Genomic DNA, 6,908 nt, shown 5'->3' with positions numbered 1-6,908 from the left:
TCCAGAGTATCAGTACCGTCTGCTGGTGTTACGTCAACAGAACCATTGTCTTGAGGCGTGACGGTTGGAGCATCTGGCTTCACGGTTATGGTTAGAGTTGCTTTGCCGGTTTTTCCTGCCGAGTCGGTTACAGTGAAGGTTATAGTATGTGTGCCAACTTCCTTCGGCTGCATATTCTTAACTGTAAGATCAAAATCCTTTTCTTTATCAGTATTAGTTGTTTGACTTGATTTTATTCGAGATGAGAGTTCGTTAAGTTCAAGACCTAAACCTTGCGCCAAAGCTGGTGCATTAGGTACGTCTTCAACCTTCACATCATCTTTAGCAACAATGTGAATCTTCAGATCTTGCCCAACTGCTACAGACGATGAAGTAGCGGTAGCAGTGATAGTTGGGGCCTGGGTATCCTGAGGCTTGGTAGCCTGTTTTGTATCACTGTTTTCTGAAGTTAGTTCAAATCCTGGAATTGTTTCTTTAGGACCAACTTTCTTTTCAGGCTTCGTTACAGTCGTTGTTGCATACACGTCGCCTTCAGGAATTTCACCATTAACAGTAATCTCCGCTTTACCTTTGTTAATTGTTGTAGTAGAGCCGATTTCCTTGTTATCTTTACCAAACAGTTTAACTGTTGTAGTAGTGCCTTCAGGAATGCCGCTTCCAACAGATACTGTTACTTTCTGCCCTGTCCTTCCAGCAAGATTAGTTAAATCAGTGTCGATAACTGGCTTCTGTGGTTTAACATTAATGGTTACAGTTGTTGTCTTTTTGGAATTATCGGAGTATGTTCCAGTGATATCATGAGTAAACTTGCCAACTGTATTAGTGTCTGGAGCAGTGCCTTTCCAGTTTAAGGTTGGCTTCTTTTCAAGCTTGTCTCCGTTTTTAATCTCGACAAGTTTGTCAATTTCTGTCAATTTTGGTAATGTTCCACCAACGGTAGTATCAATGGTTTTACCGGTAAGAGGATGTTCTTGAGCAAGTTTTTTCTTTTTGGCAACTTCGACTTTAACTTTGCGCGTTGTGACGTTGCCAGAGCCATCCTCGGAAGTAATGGTTACTTCCTTTTTATTCATGTCTTTAGTAACAGTGATTTCGTCTGATGAAAGCGGATTGTCTTCGCTTCCAGCGCCTTGCTTGGTTATAGGAGTGTCCGTTAAACCAGAAATACTAAACTTCTCAATATAACCCTTGTTATCGGTGGTAGTGAAGCTTAGTTTATCGCCTTCCTTAAGTTTAATGGTCTGATTGTTATCGGTGATTTCAGTTTTGCCGTGATAAATTTTTGGCGCTTCGCTGTCATCCTTGTGACGTTTTAAGTTTTTATCTTCGTCAGATTCTGGATCTCGTCCAGAAATCCACGCATAGGACGAGCTTGTTGTTCTTCCATATGTTGCAGAATCTGCCCAAGTCCAAGCATTATGTATATTAGCGTACTTTTCATCATACGTTGTAGCTTTTTCGTTAATTGCTGTATCGTTAAGCTTTACTGCGGCATGCATATGGAATGCAAGATTTACTTCTGAAGTTTGAATACCTATTCCATAATTCTTACCACTATATGGGTAATTTGGGTAAGTTGCTTTACCAAGAGCATAATTCTGATAATTTTCATGGAATAGACTCTTCATATTTGCTACATATTGTGAATCGCTTGTTAGATTCGGTCCTAAACTATACTGGAATCTTGAAGGATTTCTTACACCGAAGTTCTTCTCGCCATCATTTGGGAAGTTTATAGTTGTTGACTGATTGTCTACTTTTTCAAACTTGGCAAAGTCGCGCGAAAGAGCAAAGTTCATCTTTCGTTTTATTTTGTCATTTTGTGATGCATCTTTAAGTTTGTAAGCGTCAAAACGTAAGTCGCGGATTGTGTCGTTTGCAAACGAACCATCGGAATTTAACTTAGCAATTTGGTATGGTACTTGCCATATATACCACTGCCTCTTTGAAGCTGTTACCATCGACTGAGCATCATTGTTGAAGAACACGTCGAATACGAGATATTTAGCACCATCTATTGTTTCGATATGTGCATACATATCCGTTTTTTTAATCAGAGTATTGTGCTCATCGCTACCATACTCGTCGGAATTCATTGTCTTTTTATCTTTATTTTCATCATTAGTAGAACGATAACGCTGGAACTCAAGAATACTAGGAGTTTTGAGCCATTCTGGATTGTTAACAACCACATCAGCTTCACGATCTTGATACTTAGCAACCGTGCCGCTCGTAAGATTTCTAACTACTCCAGCCTGTGTTGGTGTAGTAATTGTGGTTGTTGGAGCAGCCATGGCAGGCTGGCTGCCTAAGCAGGTTGCTGCTGTCAGTAAAGCAGCCATTGTTGCTAACGGAAGCGTGTGTACTTTGTGTGCAGGACGCTTTCTAGAAGATTTTGATGATGTATGTTTTGAAGGATTAGCGGTAGTCATAACAATCTCCTTAATTTTCCCTAATCTTTAATGACTTTTTAAACAAATAAATAGAACGAATTCTATGACAAATCTCTCCAAAGCTAGTAATAAAGCTCTCTATTTAAATGAGTCTACTTAAAATTCTATCATTTTTTGCTATTTTTAATAATATTTTTCAGTTTGAAATTAGTTTAGACTGTAAAATTTACTACGGGGGGGGGGTGCTATAAATGAAAATTTTTTGCGAAATGTTATAACAATATAATTTTTAATAAAATTTCTTATTATTTTCGTAATCTGTAATACGTCTTATGGTGTGTCGCAGATATGTGATTGGGTATTTTCTAAACAAATGTTGTAGTTTATTACCTCACTATAATTTTGATACTAAATCGTTTAGTACTTTGTTGAATTCAGACATTCTGTTTTTTTGATTAAAGATAAAGAGCAAGAAATAAGGCTCAAAACGTTTGAAAGAGTTGCGGCAAATAAGCGATGCTAAAAGTTAGAGAATAACTATTATTCTCAATTATTATTCAACTATTGTTCAAGCATTATCTGAGTGTTATTCAAGCATTATCTGCGATTTTATGTTATTTTCTGTGAGCGTTCACAAAACGCCGTATAAATACAATAAGCGGTCACAATACGTTGATACACTGGAAAGCGGAATTGGGCGTTTTATGGTTTTTATCATTAAATCGCTCATAAAAAATAAACAGAAATAGAAAATAGGTAGGCATTATGCGTAAAGCCAAAATCGTTGATACTATTGGTCCAGCTACCGAATCCTTGGAAGGTATTACCAAGCTTGTTGAAGCCGGTATGGATGTTGCTCGTTTGAACCGTTCTCACGGCACTCCTGAAGATCATTTGCGCGTTTACAACAACGTTCGTGCAGCTTCCAAGTCCACTGGCCGCAATGTTGCTGCTCTTGTTGATTTGCAAGGTCCAAAGATTCGCTGCGGTTGGTTCAAGAAGAACGCTGAAGGCGAAGATAAGGTTTATTTGGAAGAAGGTCAGGAGTTCATCATCACTACTGATGATGTTGAAGGTGACGAGCACCGCACTTCTACAACCTTTAAGGGCTTGCCAGGAGATTGCCACGCAGGCGATCCAATCCTTATCGATGACGGTAAGGTTCGTCTTGAGGTAACTAAGGTAGAAGGCAACGACGTTCACACTAAGGTTATTGTTGCTGGTCCAGTTTCCAGCCACAAGGGCATTAACCTCCCAGGCGTTGCAGTTTCTCTTCCAGCTTTGACTGAAAAGGATGAGGCTGATCTTCGTTGGGCTATTCGCACCGGCGCTGACATTATTGCTATGTCCTTCGTGCGTTTCGCTACCGATATTGATCGCGCTCACGAAATCATGGACGAAGAAGGTCGTCGCATTCCAATCGTCGCCAAGATTGAAAAGCCACAGGCTGTTGAAAACTTGGAAGAGATTGTTAAGACCTTCGATGGCATTATGGTTGCTCGTGGTGATATGGCTGTGGAAATGCCTCTCGAAGAGGTTCCACTGGTCACCAAGCGTTGCATCGAGCTTTCTCGCCGCTACGCAAAGCCAGTTATCGTTGCTACTGAAGTTCTTGGAACAATGGTTAACTCTCCAGTTCCAACCCGTGCAGAAGCTTCTGACTGCGCTAACGCTGTTCTCGACGGTGCTGACGCAACAATGACTTCTAACGAAACTGCTGTCGGCAAGTATCCAGATGTTACCGTAAAGACCATGTCTCGCATTTCTCAGTACGCTACTGAGCATGGCTATGATCGCATTCCTGCTGTTGAGCTCGACATGTCTAGCACTGGTGCAGTTTCTTCTGCAGCTGTTGATTTGGCAGATAAGCTTAACGCTAAGGCTATCGTTGCCTACACTCAGACTGGTCGCACGGTTCATCGCATTTCTCGTGAACGCCCAACCGCTCCAATCTACGGCTTGACTAACAATGAGCACACTTATCGTTGGTTGGCTTTGAGCTGGGGCACTGAAGGCTTCTTGATTGATGAAGATTACCATGACATGAATCGTCACGATTTGATGATCTTCACCGACAAGGTTCTTCGCGAAGCTGGTAAGGTTTCCGATGGTGATCAGATCGTTATCTTGAGCACTGCTCAGGGTGAACGCCAGGCTGGTCGCACTGACTCCATCTACGTTCACACCGTCGGTGCTTGCGACTAATTGCTTGATTCTGCGTGATTGCGCCAATACGCTAGTTCTTCTAGTTTAGGTGCATTTGCGCAGTAGTATAATTTGCATAATGCGCGCTAGCTGTTTTGCAGTTTGCGCGCATTATGTTATGTATAATCAATATTGTTGATTTGCGACACGCGCAAAACGCTTTAACTATTTGCATGTGGCTTAAAGTGTGCTATAGTCAACAAGTCGCAAAAAAATGCGGAAAATTAAAAATGCCCCTGTATCCCAATTGGTAGAGGAAACAGCCTCAAAATCTGTGCAGTGTGAGTTCGAGTCTCACCGGGGGCACGTGCACGACGTCGCTTAGCTTGCTAGGCGACGTTTTTATTTTGTGTTTTAATGTCTCGTACATAAACAATGAGCGTATAATAATAAAAGTATTCTCGCACAATGAAAGTGCTGTACGTGATGTGAAAGGAACAACGATGATCCACAGTGCACGATTGCAAGTAAGTGAGCGTAAAAAAAGTAATTATGCTTGCGAATTAATCAATAATTACAAGCGCAATTTAATGCGTTCTTTTACTGCAATTGCTGCAAGCGCTGCTGTAGCAACAGTATTAATGTGTGTTTTTGCTATTGTTCCAAACTCTTCGGCATTTGCTTCAACTAAATCAACAGACTCTCTTCCGCCAAAAGGTGTGATTGTTACTGCTTTTCAACAAAACTGGAGGAGCATTGCAAAAGAGTGTGAGCAAACTTATGGTCCTGAGGGCGTGAGTTATGTGCAGGTTTCTCCTCCGGAGGATCATATTAAAGGTAAAGCGTGGTGGACTTCTTATCAGCCAGTTAGTTACAATCTAAATTCAAAGCTTGGCACTGAAGACGAGTTTAAAAATATGATTACTACTTGCAAGGCTGCTGGTGTTGGAATTGTTGTTGATGCTGTAATTAATCACACAACTGGCGATAGTAATAAAGATACTGTAGGCGTTGGCGGTAGTAAGTATGATGCGGCAAATCAAAGCTATCCGGATGCTGGTTACACAAAAGATGATTTTCACCAAATAGATAAAGATATTTACACATATAAGGATGCGCAAGTAGTTTGGAATTATCGTTTAGTTGGTTTGCTTGATTTGGATACTTCTAAGCCTCATGTGCAAAAAATTCTTGGTAACTATTTTGCAAAATTGCTAAAAATGGGTGTTGCAGGCTTTAGAGTTGATGCCACAAAACATATGTGCCCTGAGGATGTAAAAGGTATAAAAGAAGCTGCTGCTAAGGCTGCTGGAACGAAGCCTGAAAACATATGGTGGATGCAAGAAACAATTGGTTTCCCTGAACAAGATCCTAAAATTCAGCCGGATCAATATGTTGGTACAGGCGAAGTAGATGAGTTTGAATACTCGTATCGCTTGCGTAATTATTTCTATGGCTCAATTGAGAATTTGTCTCATATTACAGATCAGCTTATTCCTAATAAGAAAGCCGCTATTTTTGTGACTAACTGGGATACTGAGCGTGACAATTCGACTCGAGTTCTCACTTATAAGGATGGAGCAAAGTACGAGTTAGCTAATGCTTTTATGCTTGCTTATCCTTATGGAACACCAAATATTTATTCTGGATATAAGTTCACTCAGCGCGATGAAGGTGCTCCTGGTGCAACTGATACGCACATTCCAGATGTAAAGTGCGGCAAGAATTCAAAGTGGCAGTGCACTCAGCGTTGGACTTCTATTCGTGGAATGATTGGATTCTACAATGCTGTTAAGGGCACGAAAGTGACTCAATGGCAGGATGACAACGATAATAACATTGCTTTTAGTCGCGAAAACAAGGGATTCTTGGCGATTAACAATACTGACAAGCCTAAAAATGTGAGTTATAAAACTGATTTGCCTGATGGTGAGTATTGCAACGTGTATGCTTCACGTAAATGCTCTAGCACAGTTACTGTAAATGGTGGGAAAGTAGATACAACTATTCCAGCTAACTCGGCTATTGCTTTGCATGTTAAGGCTGTAGAGCATTTTGGAAGTACTTCCACGTTTAGTACTGTTACGATGATTGTAATTGTTTTCGCTGTGCTATTGATTGAACTAGCTTTGATTTTGCACAAAAATAAGGCAGGTTCTAATAAGTAAGATGCGAAGTAAAAGACGATTTGGAAATAAATTTGTATTGACATTATTACAGTTTTCGTATAGTTATTGCAATATTGTCAGTATGTAGATGTTATAATTTTCTCCGCTGATAATGCATATTTATAACGATGGCTAGCAACATAGTAGTGCTAGCCATCGCTTGTGTATTAAAGCTATTAATGCGCCCAAGGAAGAAGCGCGT

Annotated in this window: 3 protein-coding genes and 1 tRNA gene; 3 read left to right on the top strand and 1 reads right to left on the bottom strand. The window is 40.5% G+C overall.

The genetic code is table 11. The features are described 5' to 3' along the window. On the bottom strand, positions 1–2,432 hold a 2,432-nt coding region (locus tag AC1EKT_RS02670; RefSeq protein WP_481615995.1), incomplete at its 3' end, for a Rib/alpha-like domain-containing protein. 726 nt (positions 2,433–3,158) lie between these two features. Between AC1EKT_RS02670 and pyk the strand changes: the two genes are divergently transcribed. From pyk to AC1EKT_RS02655, 3 genes are all read left to right on the top strand, one after another. Then, on the top strand, positions 3,159–4,598 hold the full coding sequence (gene pyk / locus AC1EKT_RS02665; protein ID WP_004107046.1) for a pyruvate kinase: 1,440 nt from the start codon (positions 3,159–3,161) through the stop codon (positions 4,596–4,598). A gap of 232 nt (positions 4,599–4,830) precedes the next feature. Further along, positions 4,831–4,904, top strand: a tRNA-Leu gene (locus AC1EKT_RS02660). Between the two features lie 275 nt (positions 4,905–5,179). Further along, positions 5,180–6,706, top strand: a complete 1,527-nt coding sequence (locus AC1EKT_RS02655) for an alpha-amylase (protein ID WP_481616007.1) — start codon at positions 5,180–5,182, stop codon at positions 6,704–6,706. Positions 6,707–6,908 lie beyond the last annotated feature (202 nt).

This window comes from Bifidobacterium sp. C0047B3 (assembly GCF_056590535.1).
This window is presented reverse-complemented; position numbering and strand designations above follow the sequence as displayed.